We start from the raw sequence: 16738 nt of genomic DNA on the forward strand, positions 1-16738 counted from the left end.
GGGATCTCCTATGCCGTGGGGCCGGGATGGGTGGCCAGAAACGCGTCCAGCTGTTCGGTGGTCGGCATCGCGGGCGCGCAGCCGGGTTGAGACACGACGATCGAGGCGCAGGCCGAACCGCGCATCACCGCGTCCTTCAGCGAGTACCCCGCTGCAACCGAGGCCAGTAACCCGGCCATGAAACTGTCACCTGCGCCATTCGGCTTGACGGCAGTCACCGGATAGATGCCTGTCTGAAATTCCTGCCCGCCCATCAGCGTGATGGCGCCTTTTTCACCCATTTTATAGATCACCACGCGGCCTGGTTTGGCCGCCAGTTCCTGCGCCTTGGCAAACCCTTTGTTTATCCCGCCCGCCATGAAACCGAATTCTTCGTCATTGCCTACGATCAGATCACTGGCGTCACCGGCGCGGGACAGGACCTCGGACGCGACTTCGGGTGAGGGCCAACTGTAAGGGCGATAGTCTATGTCAAATATTACGGGCACACCGGCCTTACGGGCCGTGTCGATGGCCCGGAATGTGGCGCTGCGCGAAGGCTCGGCCGCAAAGACGGTTCCGGCCGAGATCACAGCCGAGAAGGAGCTGAAATCGACCTGGTCCATATCCTCTTCGGTGACTTGGAAATCGACTGCGCCATTGCGGTAGATGACATTCTGGAAATCTTCTGTCCGGCTTTCGTAGATTGCCAGCGACATGCGGTATTCGCCCCTTACAACCCGTATGTTGGACGTATCGACGCCGTAATGCGCCAGCCGGTTCAGGCAGAACCGCGCGACCGCGTCGTCAGATACCGAGGTGATCAGCGACGCTTGACTGCCCAGCTTGACCAGACCCACACATATATTTGCCGATGAACCGCCCAGATCGGCCCGGAACGCGTCGGCATCCTCACTTTTCTCGCCGATGGGATCGGCAAACAGGTCCATGCCCGCACGACCCAAGACGCCAAAGCGGTTTCCTTTGATACCGTCCATCAAAGCGGTCAAGTCATTTCCTCCGGCGAAAAGGGTCGGCAAGGTGTGTTGATCCTTGCGTTGAATCGATTCACACGATACTGATTTTGCAACCGGTTGCAAATGATATGTGCGAGGCCGCGGCAGATGCCTGAAATTGGAATTGGAATTGTTGGCGGCGGCTATATGGGCAAGGCCCACTCGGTCGCGATGTCAGCGGTAGGTGCGGTGTTCGATACCGTGCTGCGCCCGCGACTTGAGGTGATCTGTGCCTCGACATCTGCAAGCGCGGAAGTCTATCGTGCCGCCTACGGGTTCCAGCGCGCCACCGATGACTGGCGCATGTTGGTCGAGGATCCAAAGGTCGAGGCCATTGTGATCGCCTCACCTCAGTCGACACACCGTCAAATCGCTGAGGCGGCGTTTGCCCTTGGTAAACCGGTGCTGTGCGAAAAACCCTTGGGGGCGTCCTTGGACGACAGCCGCGCGATGGTGGCGGCAGCCGAGGCCACAGGTGCAATCAACATGGTCGGGTTCAACTATATCCGTACGCCCGCCAGCCAATATGCGCGTCAGCTTATTGTTGAAGGGGAAATCGGTCAGGTCACATGGTTCCGTGGCGAACATACTGAGGATTTCTATGCCGACCCCGAGGCCCCGGCAACCTGGCGCACAACGGGAATGGCCAATGGAACCATCGGCGATCTTGCTCCGCATATGGTGAATGGTGCGTTGGCGCTGATCGGGCCGATCACTCAGGTTATGGCCGATGTGGAGACGGTGCACCGGCATCGCCCCGGCGGCGAAGTTACCAATGATGATCACGCGCAGATGATGTGCCGTTTTGAAAACGGGGTCATGGGAAACCTTTATTTCAGCCGCGTCGCAACGGGTCGCAAGATGGGTTACGCCTATGAGATCTCGGGTACCAAAGGTGCGATCCGGTTCGATCAAGAGGATCAGAACGCCCTGTGGCTGTATCGCCGCGAAGGCCCCGAGGCCACGCGCGGGTTCACCAAGATCCTGACCGGCCCCGCGCATCCGGATTACGAGCCCTTTTGCCAGGGCCCTGGCCACGGGACAGGATATCAGGATCAGATCATTATCGAGGCCAAGGATTTCCTGCAGGCCATCCATTCCGGGCAGAATATCTGGCCCACCTTCCACGATGGGCACGAGGTGAACCGCGTTCTGGCGGCTGCATTGGCATCGTCAGACGGGCGGCAATGGACAGATATCAGCGATTTCTGAAAGCACACCACCCAATTTCCAAAGAGAGACTAAGACCATGACAAAGCTGAGATGGGGCATGATCGGTGGCGGTGAAGGCAGCCAGATTGGCCCTGCGCACCGCCTTGGCGCACAGGCCGATGGGCTGTTTGAGTTCGCTGCCGGAGCGTTGGACCACCGCCCCGACGTGGGACGTGAATATGCACAGCGTCTGGGCGTTGCAACTGATCGCGCCTATGGCGACTGGCAAGAGATGCTAGCCGGTGAAAAAGACCGTAGCGACCGCATCGATCTGGTTACAATCGCGACACCGAACTCGACCCATTTTGAAATTGCCAAGGCCTATCTCGAGGCGGGTTTTAACGTTCTGTGCGAAAAGCCGATGACGATGACCGTGGAAGAAGGCGAAGAGATCGTGCGCATCGCCGAAGCATCGGGCAAGCTATGCGCCGTGAATTATTGCTATTCGGCTTATCCGATGGTGCGCCAGGCACGTGCAATGGTGAGGGTCGGGGATATCGGCAAGGTGCGTCTGGTCGTGACGAATTTCAGCCACGGCCACCACGGGGATGCCACTGACGCCGACAATCCGCGCGTGCGCTGGCGGTATGATCCGGCGATGGCCGGTGTCTCGGGGCAGTTCGCGGATTGCGGTATACACGCGCTGCATATGGCCAGCTTCATTTGCGATGATGAGGTCACGTCGCTGTCCGCCGACATGGCCTCGACCATATCAAGCCGCGTGCTGGAGGATGATGCCATGGTCAACTTCCGGACAGAGCGTGGCACCGTCGGGCGCTTGTGGACTTCGTCCGTTGCGATCGGGCGCCAACATGGGTTCGACATTCAGGTCTTCGGTGAAACCGGCGGTCTGCGCTGGACCTCGGAACAGCCCAACCAGTTGCTCTATACACCGGTCGGCGGCCGCACACAGATCATTGAAAAGGGCGAAGGTGGCTTGTACGAGGACGCCCAGCGCCTGTCGCGGGTGGCCATCGCACATCCTGAAGGGTTTCCCTTGGCTGTGGCCAACATCTATTGCGATCTGGCCGATGCCATTCGTGGCGAAACCCGCGACGGGTTGCCAGGCGCAGCGGATGGGGTGCGGTCTATCGCAGCGGTCCATGCTGCCGTTGCGTCGGGCAATGAAGACGGAGCCTGGAAGGATGCGCGCCCCCCTATGTTCCGCTGACTAGGTGCGGGGGCGCAGCGTGCCCCTTTCGACTACGCGGCAGGGGAAAATGCGGGCCTCGGGATAACGCTCGGGGTCTTTCAGCATCTCTTCCACCAGATCCACAGACGAGGTGATGATTTGCTTGATCGGTTGGTGGATGGTCGTCAGATTCACGCTTTCCCAACGCGACATCTCCATGTCATTCAGGCCGATGATCCCGATATCCTTGCCCGGTTTCAGCCCGTGATCCGACAGAGCGGACAGCGCACCGACGGACAGAATGTCATCGCCGCAGAAATAGCTTTCGGCTGGTTGACCCTTTAGCAGATCCAGCATTTCAGCGCGCCCCGCCTCAAATGAATAGGCCCCGGCGAAAGAGTATGTCACCTCAAGATCGGGGTGCTTTTCGACCTCTTCCATAAAGCCCTGATAGCGATCCATGGCCGAGGTCGCATCTTTTGGCCCGCCTAAATATCCAACGCGCCGATAACCCCGCGCCTTTAGCTCGCGGGCTGCCATGCGACCACATTCGACATTGTCGATCCCGACGACATGTACCTCTGGTGAGGTCGCCGAGCGCCCGAACGTATGCACAACCGGAACACCGGCATCGTGAAACGCCTTGGCGAAACTAGGCGGCAGGGTCGAAGAGGCCACGATGGCAGCGTCAACAGAATACTGGCGCAGCATCCGAACGGAATTGGCAGGCTCGGTCTCATCCGTCAGATTCACGATCAACGGGCGTAATCCACGTTCTTGCAAGGCACGTGTGAACTGATCGAACACTTCAAGGAAAATCGGGTTGTGAAAGTTGTTCGAGATCAACCCAATCAGTTTTGTCCGCCCCGTGGTCAGGGACGAGGCCAGGGCGTTTGGGCTGTAACCCAGTTCCGCCGCGGCCTTTTCCACCTTGCTTCGGGTTTTTGCCGAAACCGAGGCGCCCTCGGTAAAGGTGCGCGACACGGCAGAGCGCGACACCCCGGCCAGAGCTGCGACGTCTTTTAGGGTGACGCTCATGTTTCGTACCTGCAGAAGAAAGTTGGGATGACAGACATTTTCATGTCGTGATACTAAGCCAGTTAGTCTGGCGGCTGCAATCGGTTGCAAATGATTGCTCGTTTGACGCGGGGCCCGGTTTATTGACCCCGAGCAGCTTCTCACCAGTCGATTCTTTCTGACGGGAGATCAGGTAAATCTGCCGCCGCGCACCGTAAATCGGTCCGCGATTTGACGCATTTCCGCCCAAAATGATCGAAAATTCGCCCTAAGCGGGAATTTCTTTTCGTTTGTGGGGAGGTTTCGGCACCTCCTCATAGGTAACGATTTAGTTAACGGGGGTGTGTTCCTCGTGTCAGTGCGGGATTTCGCACTTTGGTAAAACAGTCTGGAGTTCAAGTAATGTTGAATGGAATTCGCAAAGTATTTCTGAAGCTGCGCAAAGACGAGCGTGGCGCCACCCTGGTTGAATATGGCATCGCGCTGTTTGTTGCGATTGTCGTCGGCGGGACAATTCTGACTAATTTGGCTGGCACGACCAGCAGCAACTTTAGTGATGCAAACTCGGCAGCCCAGCGGACAACGCCTTAAGCTGCGCGCCAATTTCCTAAGTGAAAAAAACCTGACTTCCCATTCGCAAGAGTGGGGCGTCAGTTTCCTACCAGACCACCTTTGATTTGCATAAGCGGTCTGTTTGGCCATTCAGGCCCAATTAAGTAATTATCCTGAGTTTTCCCGGGAATTGGAGGATACCATGCGTATTAAATCATTTTTGATGACTTTCCTGGGAATAGGTTTGGCGGGTGGCGCAGTCATTCTGGCACAGGATCAAATCCGACGGAATCAGTCAGCGGGTGAACCAACCATAGTTCGTGTTGTGGCCGTGGCCGAAGATATCGCGTTCGGAACGCCGATCGAAGGGCACAAGCTGACGACCATTGATTGGCCTACTGCATCTGTGCCTGCAGGTGTTTTTACAAGCTTTGATGATGTCCTGCCTGCCGCCGGCATAGAACCTCGCCGGGCCAAGCGCGCTTTGGCGCAGGGTGAAATTCTTTTGACCTCGAAAGTTTCCGATTTTGGTGAAAAAGTGACAATCGTTCAGACGATTGGCGAGAATAACCGCGCGATGGCGATCAATGTCGACGCGCAGACAGGGGTAGGCGGATTTGTAACGCCTGGCGACTTTGTCGACATTGTTCTGACCCGCGGCACCAATGATACACTGCGTGCAGTGACGATCCTGCAGAATATCCGGGTCATCGGCGTGGACCAAACCGCGGATGAAGAGCTTGACCAACCGGGCATTGCCCGCACGGTTACGATCGAGGTCACCCCGGATGAAGGTCAGAAGTTGGCTCTGGCGCAGAAGGCCGGGCAGCTCAGCCTGTCTCTGCGGTCTCTGCAAACAGAAGAGGATAAGCCGCTGGAAGCGGTTCGCCTCAGCGACATCCTCCTTGAAAAATCACCGCTAGAAGAGGGCACGCCCAGGCCGATTGTGAAAGTTCGCCGTGGGGCAACCGACGTTCAGGAAATTCAGGTCTTTGGGAACACCAGTGCAACAACTGAGCCGGTGAACTGAGGTCAGGTTGGTCTTTCGAGGGAGGTTGATATGACTTCGCTACGCAAAATCAGGGACAAAGAAGACGGCACAATTCTGGTTTTTGTCGGCATATTCATGGTCGTCATGATCGGAATGGCTGCACTGACTTTTGATCTGGGGCGTATCGCCTCTACCCAAACTGACATGCAAGCCTATACCGACCACGTGGCGCTTGCCGCCGCAGGAGAGCTGGATGGCAATGCTGACGCCATTACACGTGCAACAGCTGCGGCATCCGGCATGATCGACGACGAACAGTTTTTCGCGGATGGCAGCCAAAGCCTTGGAACTTCTGCGGATTTTTCGCTTCGCTTTCTGACCGGATTGCCTACTCCGGTGGCAGACCCAGACGATAACGACTCGGTTTCGCCCTTTGTGACGACAGACCCGGCGCGTGCCGTCTTGGTCGAGGTGACCGCGACACCACGGACTGTTTTCCTGCCCTTTGGCCGATCGCTGGCCAGCTTGCTGGGTGTCGCCAGCCCGTCCGGAGAGGTGAATTCAGTCTCGATCGCTGGGTATTCAGCATATGCCTGTGACGTAACGCCGTTGATGTTCTGCATCCCGTCGGGCTGGACCTCCAGCGCCAATATCGGCGCTTCCATCAAATTGCGTACTGGCGGCAACAACTCGGCCTGGGGGCCGGGGAATTTCGGATTTCTGGATCCAACGGATATCGGGATCAATCCAAACGGGCCATGCGCCGGTCTAACTGGCTCAAAGCTGTATATCTGCCTCATTGCTGCGAATGGGAACCTGACCAAATGCGTGTCTCAGCGCGGTGTCGACACCGAACCCGGTCAGCGGAACGGGATTGGCAGCGCGATCTACAATTCGCGGTTCGATATGTTCCAGGCGACCATGAACCAACTGAAGAACGATCCAGACTATGCGCCGGGTCCAAATGTGATTTCAGGCTGGGACCATTCCGGCGGGGGCTGTGTGAAAAACAACCCGGACCTGTCGACCAATACTATTCCAATGCCGCCGGATGATTGCTTTGACCCGGTGAGTGGTCTTTGCAATGGCAGCCGTTTTGGCGATGGCAACTGGACGTCAGGGCAAGCAGCTTACAACCTTATGAATTATGGCGTTGGACCGGACGGTACGCTGACACCGCATGCGCAGGGTGCACCGACAGGAAACACCCGGTATCAGGTATATCTGGATGAGGTCAGCCGGGCCGGGTCAGGCGATATCGTCACCGGACGGGACGAGACCGGCCGCGCCCAATGTTCAGGCCAACCCAGCACCGATCCCGAGCGGCGTACGTTCATCGCCGCAGCGATTGACTGCACCGCGAACCCGGTTTCCGGGCGGGCCACCGATGTGCCGGTGAAGGAATTCGTAAAAGTCTTTCTGTTTCAGCCACTTGAAGAATCCACAGGTTCGGATTTTGACATCTTCGTCGAGGTGGTCAAACAGGTTGGCGGCGGAGTTGGTGGCAGTGCCGTTGATGGCATTTTCCGCGATGTCGTGAGGCTGTACCGATGAAGCCGCTGGGTCGCTTCCTCTCACGCTTTCAGCGCTGCGAGTCTGGCGCGCCGATGGTCGAGTTCGCCATGGTTCTGCCGGTTATCTTGCTGTTCTTTGTTGTGATCATCGAGGGCAGCCGGATCACCTGGATACATCAGGCGACATCTGCCGGCGTACGGGATGCGTCACGCATGATCGCTCGAATCGCACCGCTGGATCTATGCAGCGCGGGAGGCGTCGCAAGCTATGATGCAATGGCCACAGATATTGTCGCCAACCGACTGGGCGGTGGGGCGCATTTGCCGGTCGGAACAACGCTGGTAGATGTAACCCCGACCTGCATATCGCGGTCTGGCAGCTATCGTATTGACCCGACCTCAGTGGTCGAAGTGACCGCGAAAATCCAGATTGATTTTATCCTGGGCAATGTTCTGGGCCTGTTCGGCGGGGCTGTTAGCACGCTTGACACGGTGATTTCGGATCAGAGCCGGGTGTTCGGCGTATGACCCGGGTGTCGCATATCCTGCGGACCTTCCGGCGTCAGGAGCGTGGCGCCGCCCTGGTCGAATTGGGGATGGTCATTCCACTGTTCCTGTTGCTGATGTTCGGCATAGTGGATTATGGCCGGTTGTTCTGGTCGACAACCATGGCGCAGAAGGCGATGCAAAAAGCATCCCGGCTGGCAACTCTTGGGCCTCCGCTTTGCGGTGCGTTGCCGACCGAGCACACGCTGGCAAGCGGCGCTCCTACAAGTACGAAATTTGGGGTGCTCTGCCGCAGTGGCAATGTCTGTGCCGTGCCTGCCCTGCCTGCGCCTTGCCCGTTGAATACCGCGACGGATTACGGCGCACGTGTCTGGAATGATATCCGCATGTTGCTGCCACCGGGAACGACTGCCGCCAACGTGCAGATCGGATATTCGCATGACGCGCGCCTTGGATTTTTAGGGGGGCCATATACGCCGGTCGTTACCGCCGAACTTGTTAACGTAGACTTTAACTTCATGATGCCAATCGCCGGTCTGGCCGCTCTTGCGTCGAACGGCACAACACCTGCGTCAAATACCCCCAACAGTATTTCTCTTCCCGCGATGAGCACATCGGTTCCCGCCGAAGATCTGGCGGCCGGGGCGAGTGAGTAAGGAGAAACATAATGAGTGCCAAGCAGATTTCAGTATTGTTGATTTCACCGGACGAGCAGATTTACTCGGCCATAGAAGGCTCGTTACGGGGGCAGGCGAACTGCCGGTTCACCGGTCGTCAGGACACCGTTGCGGGGGTAAACGGCTCTGCGATCTCGCTGACTGCAGAGCATGATGTTGTTCTGTTCGATGTGGATGAGAATTCCGGGGACCTACTGCAAACAGCACGGAAAATCTGTGATGCCCGTATGCCAAATGCGATCATCATTGCGTTGGCCCACGAGGATCTGCCCTTGGAAAAGGCGCGCCAGTTGAAAAAGCTTGGTGTCGACGACGTTCTTCCGAGAAAGTGGATCGACGAGGAAATTGTGCCGCAGGTGGACGCAATCCGGGCCCGCCGTCAAGCGCAGTTGCCGGCCGTGTGGGGCGGTCAAGCAACCCTGGGCAAAGTGATCGCCGTGGCCAAATCCCGTGGTGGGGTTGGATCGTCTATCGTCGCTGCCAATCTGGCCAACGAGCTACAGGCCAAGGAAGGGTTCTTCAAGAAGAAAGCCGCCAACGAAGTCGCGGTTGTCGATTTGGATTTTCAGTTCGGATCTATTGCCGCCCTGATGGATGTTGAGGAAAGTGACGCCATGTGGCGGATGGCGATGGATGAGAGCATTCCCGATGGCGCCTTTCTGGAACAGGCCATGACCAAATCCCCCTGTGGGGTTGATGTTCTGGCTGCACCGTCGCGCTTTGGTCCTCTCAGTGCCATTAATGAAGAACAGATCTCGGCCATTTTGGACAGCCTTAAGCGCAGCCATGATTATGTGATTATTGATCTGCCGCGAGCTCTGGTCGAGTGGATCACGCCGGTTTTGTCGCAAGCCGACCGGCTGCTTTTGGTGACGGATGTCGCGGTGCCTTCGATCCGGTCAGCACGGAAATTGATGGATTTCTATCACGCCGAAAACCCGGCCTTGGAAATCCAGCTGGTTGCGAGCCTGGAAAAGAAACCCCTGATCCCGGCCGCGCACCACCGCGCAGCGGCAAAGCTGTTGGAACAGGATTTCGCCCACTGGATCCCCAAGGATGAGCGAACCGTTCGTGAATGCGTGGATCGGGGCGTACCTCTGCAAGAGGTCTCAAACCGGGCGCCTCTGACACGGGCCATCCGCCGCATCGCGCAGGAAACCACAGTTTCTCTGCCGCCACGCGTGGGCAAACAGTAAATCGAAGTCCGAAGATGTGAAGATCAGTTAAGTAAAAGGTAAAGCAGAATGTTTCGTGAATTTGACAGAACGGGTCGCACAACATCCCAATCCCCAAAAGTTGTGCCGTTGGACACGAAACAGCCGAACGGAAATGTTGCTGATATCGAGGTCAAGAACGCCGAACGCCGTGCCATGGAGCGCGAGCGCGAGATGGACCGTATTGACCTCAAGGCTCGAATGCACAACTCGTTGCTTGATAAGCTGAATCTGGCTGTGATCGACAAGGTCGAAGAAGACACATTGCGGGGCGAAATCGGCAAACACGCAACTGATCTGTTGCGGTCCGAGGGCCGGGCCATGCGGTCTGAGGAAATCAAGCTTTTGGTCGAAGAACTGATGCACGAGGTGCTTGGGCTTGGGCCACTGGAGCCTTTGCTGGCCGACCCTTCGATCAACGATATTCTGGTGAACGGTCACAAGCAGATTTTCGTCGAACGTTCAGGTATTCTGGAAAAAACCTCGGCGCGTTTTCGGGATGAACGTCATTTGCTTCGGATCATCGACAAGATTGTCAGTCGTGTCGGCCGTCGTATTGATGAACGCCAACCCTGGGTGGATGCGCGGCTTGAGGATGGCAGCCGTGTAAACGCGATCATTCGGCCCTGCGCGCTGGACGGGCCGGCCTTATCGATCCGTAAATTCGCGCGCGTACCGCTGACGATGGAGCGGTTGGTTAAGAACGATGCATTGAATGACAGTGCCGCGTCGTTGTTGCGCGGTCTGGTCGAGGCAAAGATGAATGTCCTGATTTCCGGAGGAACCGGATCAGGAAAAACGACGATGCTGAATGCCTTGTCTTCCTATATCGGCGGCAACGAACGGGTCGTGACCATCGAAGACGCTGCTGAACTGCAACTGCAGCAGGAACATGTTCTCCGCATGGAGACCCGCCCAGCCGGTTTGGACGGGACCGGCGCTGTGGCCCAGCGTGATCTTGTCCGCAACGCGCTGCGGATGCGCCCTGACCGTATTGTGGTCGGCGAGGTGCGCGGATCAGAGGCCTTCGACATGCTGCAGGCGATGAATACCGGCCATGACGGTTCGATGACGACCGTTCATGCCAACAGTCCACGCGATGCGCTGTCTCGGGTCGAACAGATGGTACAGATGGGCGGGATGGAGCTGCCGCATTCGGCGATCCGGGCCACCATCGCTTCGGCCATCCACTTTGTACTTCAGTTGAACCGACTGTCAGACGGGACGCGCCGGGTTACTTCAATCTCGGAAGTGACTGGAATGGAAGGCGACATCATCACCATGCAGGACATCTTTGTCTTCAAGCGCGAAGGCAAGGATGAAGATGGCAAGGTTCTGGGCCGGTTCATGCCCACGGGAATTCGGCCAAAATCCAGCGATGCACTGGCGGCTGCCGGGGTCGACCTGTCCACGGTCAAGTTCAACTAAGGAGGTCCGGGATGTTCGAGGAAATCAGGTCATATCTGGCCAATCTGAACATCAACAACCTGATCGGCCCGGAAATGGAAGTTGCCGGGTTCGATGTCAGGTTTGTTCTGGCGCTTGCGGTTTTCCTGGGTGCGCTGATTGCTTTTGAAGGGCTGCGTCAGTTTATGCGGCGTGGCGAAAACCGCGAAGAGGCGATCAACCGCCGAATTCAGATGCTGTCCGAGGGGAAGTCGGGTGAGGATGTCCTCAGCCTGTTGAAACCGCAGGAAGCCAAGCCACTGTTGCGGAGTTTCCCGCTGGTGGGGGATTTGCCTCTGGCGTTGAAGGTTTCGGGCCTGAACATGGTTCCCGAAATGTTTCTGGCCGGTTGCGGCGCAGCCTTTCTGATCTCGGCCATTGGTGGGTCTATGGTGGCTGATCCGTTGAAAGTGGTCCCCACCTGCGCCCTTGTTTTCCTGATCGCGCCACTGGTTGCGTTGGGGGTGACGTTGCGCAAGCGCAAGGCGGCGTTGATCAAGCAGTTGCCCGATGCGCTGGACCTGATGTCCCGTGGATTGAAGGTGGGGCACCCACTGAACACAACCTTACAAAGTGTCGCCGAAGAAATGCCTGACCCAATTGGAACTGAGTTTGGGCTGGTCGTTGATCAGGTCTCTTATGGCGAAGAACTGACGACTGCGATCAAAAGCATGGCTGACCGCATCGATGAAGAAGATATCCAGTATCTAGCTGTTGCGCTGATGATGCAGCACGGCACAGGTGGTGACCTGGCCGGCATCTTGCGCACGCTGGCCCGCGTGATCCGAGCGCGAATGTCATTGCGTCGCAAGGTCAAGGCCATCTCGGCCGAAGGCCGCATGACGGCTTATATCCTGTCATCCATTCCCGTTGGCATTGCCGTGTTCATGACCATCATGACGCCGACATATTATGGCGATGTCGCGGACTCTCCGGCCTTTGTGCCAGTCATGAGCGTTATCGCAGTGACCATCGTCCTGAACGCGATTGTGATGTTCAAGCTTGTGAATTTCCGGATTTGAAGAGGCGTATTCGATGGAGTATTTGAGTTCGATTTTTGATAGCGAATTATCAACGCAGATCCTGGTTCTGGGTTGTGTGCTGATAGGTGCGGTCGTAGCGTTTCTTGGTATCTCGTCCTCGCTTAGCGAACGGTCCACAGCCGCAGAGCGCATGGTGTCAAGCCGACCACGTCAGGCTTTGTCACGGGCAGTTCCTGAAAAAGTCGAGGGCGAAGCGCCGACAGGTTTGAGTGCGGCCCTGATACCCAGCGATGCCAGTGTACGTTTCGAAGTTGGGCAAGTGTTGGCGCGTTCCGGATTTCGCAGCAAAAACGCAATCGTGAATTTCTATCTTATCCGTTTGGGGCTGGCGACGTTCCTGCCGCTGGCCTTCCTCTTCCTGATGTCCTGGCAACCGGCAAACAACTTGGGTGCGCGGATCGCGGAATATACGTCCAGCCTGAACGCGTTCGAGATTATCCGGAATGTCGGCGTATTGTGCGGGATCGGGTATCTCATACCGCAGTTATGGATGGGCGCCCGGATCAAAGAGCGCAAGCGTCTGATGGAAAATGCGTTTCCGAACATGCTGGATCTGCTTCAGATCGGTATCGAGGCTGGCCTCGGTTTTGATCAGGCCTTGCTGAAAGTGGCGGTCGAAATGCAACTTGTCGCGCCAGAAATGTCCGAAGAGATGCTGATTGCGCTTTCCGAGATTCAGGCAGGGCGTGACCGAGATACCGCGCTGATGCGTATGGCGCGTCGAACAGGTATCGAGGAAATGAGCTCATTCGTAAGCGTTGTGCTGCAATCGACCCGGTTTGGCGTTCCCCTGGCTGCGGCTTTGAACACTTATGCCGAAGAAATGCGTGAACTGCGCGAGGTGCGGGCACAGGAAAAGGCCAACAAGTTGCCTGTCCAAATGTCGGCGGTTATGGCCAGTTTTATGCTGCCTGCAATCGCTGGGCTGATCCTGGCCCCGATCGTGATCCGTTATATGGATGCGTTTGGCCCCTAAGACGCTGGCATGGTCAGAACCAAAGCGCAGTAGCCGACCAGATTGCTAGGATCACCCCGGATGATCCGATAGCGATTCCAAGAGGAAATTCGCGCGACTGGGCGGTTGACTTGATATGCGGGGAAGTTTGTCGGGCGAGACGCCGAAACAGCGACATTCCGATCAGCCCCGCTGCCATGCAGCCTGCCAGTATTAGCAGATAGGTCGATACGACCGGGACCGGAATTGCGGCAAATACGATTGGCAATATCTTGGCGTCGCCACCGCCCAGCCAACCCGCTGCAAACAGACCGAAACAAATCGCAAAACACGCTGCGGCCACAAGAAGGCGCAGCAGCAGTTGGTTCCAATCCGGAAACGGCGCGGTCATAAGCACGACTGCACCGCCCAGCAGGCAGTACAGGTTAGGGATGCGCATTTGGGTGAAATCCGTCCAGGCGATCATTACGAACAGCGGTGTGAATACCCACAATGTCAGCCAGGACTGCCAGTCCAGTTCAGGCATCAGGCACGTGCCTGGCTAGGTTTCCCATGAAGGGCCTCGCGCTCTTCTACCGATACCAAGCGCCGGGCCAGCATGTGGAAGGTGTCCAGCGCCGTTTTTGAATAGATATGCTTGAGATGCGTGCGAACTGTCGCTGGTCCGATCTCAAGTTCGGCACCAATGGACTGAGGCGACAACCCGCGTGAAACAAGAACGCAAACACGCCATTCGGCACGGGTCAGGCCCGTTGGGTTCTCGGTGCTGAGAATAGGTGCTTCACTGTATGATTTTCTGAGTGCGGTGACTGATTGCCGAGACAATGATTCAGTGATCAGTCCGGCTCGGCGGGCCTGATAGGTCTCGGATAGTTGCGGAGCCACCTGTTCAATAGCTTCGCGGTAACCGGGTTCGGAACTCTGCCCGAAATGAAGTTCCAGAAAGTCGATTTCGCCGCCGTTATGGTCCAGGCATATGAACAGAATGTCATCCAGCTTGCGGTGCGACATCCAATCTAACAAAACTGCGGAGATATCACTGGGGTCTGCCCCGTCATCTCGCAGACTAAACACCGAGGCGCGTTTTGGTTTGTTCCGAAACGGGCCGAGGGCGTCGTTGGCGAAAGAATGAAACAACGGTCTTTGGAATTTTGGATCCCGTGTGTCAGCCCGTGCGGCAACACGATGGGCCCCTTTGTTCAGCCACACACGGCTGATGACAGCACAATCGGCGCCAAATGCTTTGACGATACCTTCAAGCGCGGCATCAAGAACGACGCCTGCCTGGCTCCAATGAATGAAATTAATGATGGCTCTGGCATGAAGCGCGTTTGGCAACCACGCTGCGCTCTGAGCATTCCCCCGGACCATAGATAACAACCTGTACTCGAACAAACATAAACGCGCATTTGCAATATAAGAGTGCGCAACCTCCTACCGATTCTTTACATTCCTATAGTTCTATATAATCGTCTAAAACTCATCTAAAAAATCATTAACCTAATTATGTACGATCAATTCGTCGCGTTTCAGTAAACAAACTGCACAAAATCCGCGGACTATTTCTTTGACCTATTCGCGGAATGCGGGGTGAAGCGTAGTGGTTTATGCCTTTTTTGTAAGGTTATTGCGCTTGTTTGGTCGTCGGTTGGTCGGGCGGTTGCCTGTATTCACCGATGCAGCCGTGGAGGGATTAACCGTTTTTCAATTTGTCACAATTCTTGATTTGCACGACGCTTCGGGTTTGAGACCCAGGTTCAAACGGCTTGATCTGCAGGGGATGTCGGCTCGTCCCGGTGACCATCTGAGCTGTATCATACGGCCTGGGCTCTCCTTTAGATTTAGCAACGACTTCTTGCTTGCCGAGCAGAGCGGCACTGCCTGCATGGCGATCACCAGTATCTTTTCAGACAATACATTTTAATTACAATCATTAAGAAGGAAGGGATGCTTGAAATTTTACAAAAATCCGTACCCAGGTGTTCATTTGTTTACATAACATAGCTGCTTTTTGAATAGGTTATTGAGAAATTTTCAGAACCCCCGCCATACTCGCGGTGCGTAAACCTGCGCAATCGTTTGCTGGAAGAGGAGCCAACAGACGTAAAACAGGGAACTGGGAGGAATGAATGACTAATAAATCTGTCACACGCCGCGGCGTGCTGAAGTCTGGTGCTGTTGCCGGTACCGGTCTGGCCCTACCTACGATTTTTACTGCATCGTCGGCTGCTGCATATACTAACGAACCTTCTGGGTCGTCTGTCACATTGGGTTTCAATGTTCCGCAGACCGGGCCTTATGCAGAAGAGGGTAATGATGAACTGCTGGCACAGCAGCTTGCAGTCGAGCATCTGAACGGTGAGGGAGATGGCGGTTGCCTGAACACCTTTACGTCCAAGGCCCTGAAAGGGAACGGGATTCTTGGTAAAAAGGTCGGGTTCGTAACCGGCGACACCCAAACCAAATCGGACGCCGCACGCGCATCGGCCAAGTCGATGATCGAAAAAGACGGTGCGATCATGATCAACGGCGGCTCGTCCTCGGGCGTGGCTGTCGCAGTTCAGGGTCTGTGTCAGGAAGCGGGCGTGATCTTCATGGCTGGCCTGACCCATGCCAACGACACGACCGGTAAGGACAAGAAGGCGAACGGTTTCCGCCATTTCTTCAATGCTTACATGTCGGGCGCTGCTCTGGCGCCGGTTCTAGCTGCCGAAATGGGCAGTGAACGCCGGGCCTATCATCTGACCGCTGACTACAACTGGGGCTGGACTCAGGAAGAGTCGATTGTGGCCTCGACCGAAGCCCTGGGATGGGAAACGGTCAACACGGTCAAAACACCGCTCGCGTCGACGGACTTCTCGTCCTATATCGCGCCGGTTCTGAACTCGGGCGCGGATGTGCTGGTTCTGAACCACTATGGCGGCAACATGGTGAATTCGCTGACCAATGCGATTCAGTTCGGCCTGCTCGACAAGGTGGCCAACGGCAAGGACTTTAAGATTGTCGTGCCGCTGTATTCCGAATTGATGGCTGCCGGTGCTGGCGAGAACATCAAGGGCGTGCTGGGTTCGATGAACTGGAACTGGCAGCTGCAAGACGAAGGCACCAAGGCCTTTGTGAAATCCTTTGGTGAGAAATACGGCAAGCCGCCGTCCAATTCGGCTCAGACCTGCTATGCACAGGTTCTGCTCTATGCAGATGCGTGCGAACGAGCGGGTACTTTCAACCCCTGTGGTGTCGCCGAAGCGCTGGAAGATTTCGAGTTCGACGGTCTGGGCAACGGGCCGACCTGGTATCGTGGTGCAGATCATCAGTGCTTTAAGGATGTGCTGGTGGTGCGGGGCAACGAGAACCCGACCAACGCCTATGACACGCTGGAGATCGTCGAGATCACCCCACGCGCGCAGGTCGAATACGATCCCGAGCACCCGATGTTTGCCGGTGGCGAACTGGGTAAATGCAATCCGGGCGCGTAACACAAGC

Annotated in this window: 16 protein-coding genes; 12 read left to right on the forward strand and 4 right to left on the reverse strand. The window is 56.4% G+C overall.

What is annotated here, in order from left to right; genetic code table 11:
• Positions 1–8: 8 nt before the first annotated feature.
• Positions 9–977, reverse strand: a complete 969-nt coding sequence (gene iolC / locus AC2FGB_RS06345) for a 5-dehydro-2-deoxygluconokinase (RefSeq protein ID WP_496689155.1) — start codon at positions 975–977, stop codon at positions 9–11.
• Positions 978–1103: 126 nt separating this feature from the next.
• On the opposite strand from iolC, the gene AC2FGB_RS06350 reads away from it, so the two are divergent.
• Positions 1104–2207: a Gfo/Idh/MocA family protein gene (locus AC2FGB_RS06350; protein ID WP_496693633.1), complete on the forward strand. Its 1104-nt coding sequence runs from the start codon at positions 1104–1106 to the stop codon at positions 2205–2207.
• 37 nt (positions 2208–2244) lie between these two features.
• The gene (locus tag AC2FGB_RS06355; protein WP_496693634.1) at positions 2245–3378 is read left to right on the forward strand and encodes a Gfo/Idh/MocA family protein; all 1134 of its coding nucleotides are present in this window, start codon (positions 2245–2247) and stop codon (positions 3376–3378) included.
• Here AC2FGB_RS06355 and AC2FGB_RS06360 read toward each other — a convergent pair whose 3' ends face one another.
• Positions 3379–4377, reverse strand: coding sequence for a LacI family DNA-binding transcriptional regulator (locus AC2FGB_RS06360; protein ID WP_496693635.1), 999 nt, complete (start codon positions 4375–4377; stop codon positions 3379–3381).
• Positions 4378–4758: 381 nt separating this feature from the next.
• Between AC2FGB_RS06360 and AC2FGB_RS06365 the strand changes: the two genes are divergently transcribed.
• The 9 genes from AC2FGB_RS06365 (at position 4759) to AC2FGB_RS06405 (ending at position 13276) form a co-directional block, all read left to right on the forward strand.
• Entirely contained in the window at positions 4759–4947 is a 189-nt protein-coding gene (locus tag AC2FGB_RS06365; protein WP_271948255.1) for a Flp family type IVb pilin, read from the forward strand.
• A 163-nt stretch (positions 4948–5110) separates the two neighbouring features.
• Entirely contained in the window at positions 5111–5938 is an 828-nt protein-coding gene (gene cpaB, locus AC2FGB_RS06370) for a Flp pilus assembly protein CpaB (RefSeq protein ID WP_142635731.1), read from the forward strand.
• 30 nt (positions 5939–5968) lie between these two features.
• Entirely contained in the window at positions 5969–7453 is a 1485-nt protein-coding gene (locus AC2FGB_RS06375; RefSeq protein WP_496693636.1) for a pilus assembly protein TadG-related protein, read from the forward strand.
• Positions 7450–7941, forward strand: coding sequence for a TadE/TadG family type IV pilus assembly protein (locus AC2FGB_RS06380; protein WP_271948250.1), 492 nt, complete (start codon positions 7450–7452; stop codon positions 7939–7941). The genes AC2FGB_RS06375 and AC2FGB_RS06380 overlap by 4 nt, the downstream gene beginning before the upstream one ends.
• Positions 7938–8576: a TadE/TadG family type IV pilus assembly protein gene (locus tag AC2FGB_RS06385; protein ID WP_496693637.1), complete on the forward strand. Its 639-nt coding sequence runs from the start codon at positions 7938–7940 to the stop codon at positions 8574–8576. The genes AC2FGB_RS06380 and AC2FGB_RS06385 overlap by 4 nt, the downstream gene beginning before the upstream one ends.
• 11 nt (positions 8577–8587) lie before the next feature.
• Positions 8588–9793: a CpaE/TadZ family protein gene (locus AC2FGB_RS06390; RefSeq protein ID WP_142635739.1), complete on the forward strand. Its 1206-nt coding sequence runs from the start codon at positions 8588–8590 to the stop codon at positions 9791–9793.
• Positions 9794–9841: 48 nt separating this feature from the next.
• Positions 9842–11239 (forward strand): TadA family conjugal transfer-associated ATPase, encoded by a 1398-nt coding sequence (locus tag AC2FGB_RS06395; RefSeq protein ID WP_496693638.1) that lies wholly within the window; start codon positions 9842–9844, stop codon positions 11237–11239.
• An 11-nt stretch (positions 11240–11250) separates the two neighbouring features.
• Entirely contained in the window at positions 11251–12279 is a 1029-nt protein-coding gene (locus AC2FGB_RS06400) for a type II secretion system F family protein (RefSeq protein WP_496688845.1), read from the forward strand.
• Between the two features lie 13 nt (positions 12280–12292).
• Positions 12293–13276, forward strand: coding sequence for a type II secretion system F family protein (locus AC2FGB_RS06405; protein ID WP_142635745.1), 984 nt, complete (start codon positions 12293–12295; stop codon positions 13274–13276).
• Positions 13277–13289: 13 nt separating this feature from the next.
• Here the strand turns inward: AC2FGB_RS06405 and AC2FGB_RS06410 are convergent, their stop codons facing one another.
• The gene (locus AC2FGB_RS06410; RefSeq protein WP_496688841.1) at positions 13290–13781 is read right to left on the reverse strand and encodes an A24 family peptidase; all 492 of its coding nucleotides are present in this window, start codon (positions 13779–13781) and stop codon (positions 13290–13292) included.
• Positions 13781–14626 (reverse strand): helix-turn-helix transcriptional regulator, encoded by an 846-nt coding sequence (locus AC2FGB_RS06415; protein WP_496689153.1) that lies wholly within the window; start codon positions 14624–14626, stop codon positions 13781–13783. The genes AC2FGB_RS06410 and AC2FGB_RS06415 overlap by 1 nt, the downstream gene beginning before the upstream one ends.
• 758 nt (positions 14627–15384) lie before the next feature.
• Between AC2FGB_RS06415 and AC2FGB_RS06420 the strand changes: the two genes are divergently transcribed.
• On the forward strand, positions 15385–16731 hold the full coding sequence (locus tag AC2FGB_RS06420) for a substrate-binding protein (RefSeq protein ID WP_142635750.1): 1347 nt from the start codon (positions 15385–15387) through the stop codon (positions 16729–16731).
• Positions 16732–16738: the final 7 nt, after the last annotated feature.

Source organism: Ruegeria sp. CDSC021 (genome assembly GCF_059610845.1).